This window comes from uncultured Leptotrichia sp. (assembly GCF_938036635.1).
GTDB classification, from domain to species: Bacteria; Fusobacteriota; Fusobacteriia; order Fusobacteriales; family Leptotrichiaceae; genus Leptotrichia; species Leptotrichia hongkongensis.
Window position 1 is genome coordinate 1 of sequence record NZ_CALHQO010000458.1, and the last position, 1520, is coordinate 1520.

3 protein-coding genes are annotated in these 1520 nt (G+C 28.9%); all 3 read right to left on the reverse strand.

Annotated elements, in window-relative coordinates:
• Positions 1 to 36: 36 nt before the first annotated feature.
• Positions 37 to 474 (reverse strand): hypothetical protein, encoded by a 438-nt coding sequence (locus Q0370_RS09010; protein WP_299574871.1) that lies wholly within the window; start codon positions 472 to 474, stop codon positions 37 to 39.
• A 28-nt stretch (positions 475 to 502) separates the two neighbouring features.
• Positions 503 to 1123, reverse strand: coding sequence for an EndoU domain-containing protein (locus tag Q0370_RS09015; RefSeq protein WP_299574874.1), 621 nt, complete (start codon positions 1121 to 1123; stop codon positions 503 to 505).
• Between the two features lie 155 nt (positions 1124 to 1278).
• Positions 1279 to 1520 (reverse strand): AAA family ATPase (locus tag Q0370_RS09020; RefSeq protein ID WP_299574877.1); only part of this gene is annotated, 242 nt, incomplete at its 5' end.

Here is a 1520-nt window from a genome sequence, read left to right on the forward strand (position 1 = left end):
TAATAAATATTTTTTCATATTTTTATTTTTTATTTCTTAAATCTCCACTATAACTTCACTTTTTAAATCAACTTCCATTTCTGAAAACTTTTTCCAGCCTTCAAAAACCTTTCTATAGTCTTCAAACTTACATTCCCACAGCGGATATTCCTCACAAATTCCAAAAATTGTATGCTCAAATTCTACTTTTTCCTTACTAATTTTATGCTGAAAAGCCTGTCCATCCCAAAGAGTTTCCTGCACTTTTCCAGTTTCAACTTTTTCTAGCTGTGGCAAAAAAATATCAATTATTTCCATATCTGGAAAATCTTCCATTATTCCAGTTATCAGATATTTTGTATACACTGCTTTCTTTTTTTCTAAATATCCATTTTTTTTATTATTTTTTGTTATTTCTTTTTCAGAAAATTTTATTTCTGGAAATGCAGTCAATCCAAAATCTTCATCATCATAATAACCAAATTTTATAATCATTCACACTACTCCTTTCCTAAAATTGCTTCTAACGATTTTCATAAACTGGATAAGCCGTTATTCTAGGGCTTTTGTAACCACGGATCAGAACTCCGCTTTTACTTATTCCCTGCCACATATTATTATCTCTGCCTTTAAGATCTTTTCTATTTTCCCATGCTGAATTTATTTCGTCAATAATTCTCGCTTCATCCCAGTTTTCTGGAAACATTGTATTTACTCCACCATTAGAAGTTTTTGCCTGCCAAGTTCCGTCTTTTTTCTTTACTTCAATACTTGCTCGATACACTCCGTTTTTAGCTGGATTCCCAATTTTTTTTACAATTCTCACATCTCCACGCAAAAGTGAATGTCCACCGGTAACTTTCCCTTGTGAATTTTCATCCCCGCCAATCACATGGTCATAATCAATTTGATATTTTCTATCTCCTTGGTTTGAAGTATTTTGAGTTCGTTTTTCATTTTTATTTTCTATATTTTTCTGTTTAATAACATTCTTTTTATTATTTCTCTTATTTTGTGCAACAAATTCCTTTGAAAAATTTTCCTTTGCATTTATACTGTTATTTCTACTTAGATACAGTTTTCCTAGTCCAAACAATATAATAACGAATAACAGCAATATTTTTGCAATTTTATTTTTATTCATTTTCTAAATTTTCTCCTTTTTATTTATTTTTAGTACATCTATAATAATCTTTCTTTAAAATTAGACTCAAAGGTTATGACTATTTTACTTAAACTTAAATTTATCTAACTTTTATTATCTTAATTTTAAATGGATTTGAGCATATTATACCAAACTTATACCTTAAAATCAATATTATTAAGTTCTTTGTTCTCTTGATAGATGATTTTTAAAAAATCAAAAAAATCATCTAACTCATCAAACAAACTTTTCTTTACTAGAAATTCATAATTGGTAGCTGTATTGAACAGATAGTATAATAGCTTAGAAAGGGTACTTTTCCCCGAGCTATTCTCTCCCGTTACAACTGTGATCCCACTAATTTGAATAGCAGCATGACCAATAGCGCGGAAATTCT

Coding starts and splice junctions, on each gene's coding strand:
- Q0370_RS09010 (WP_299574871.1), bottom strand. CDS start 474: ATGATTATAAAATTTGGTTATTATGATGATGAAGATTTTGGATTGACT.
- Q0370_RS09015 (WP_299574874.1), bottom strand. CDS start 1,123: ATGAATAAAAATAAAATTGCAAAAATATTGCTGTTATTCGTTATTATA.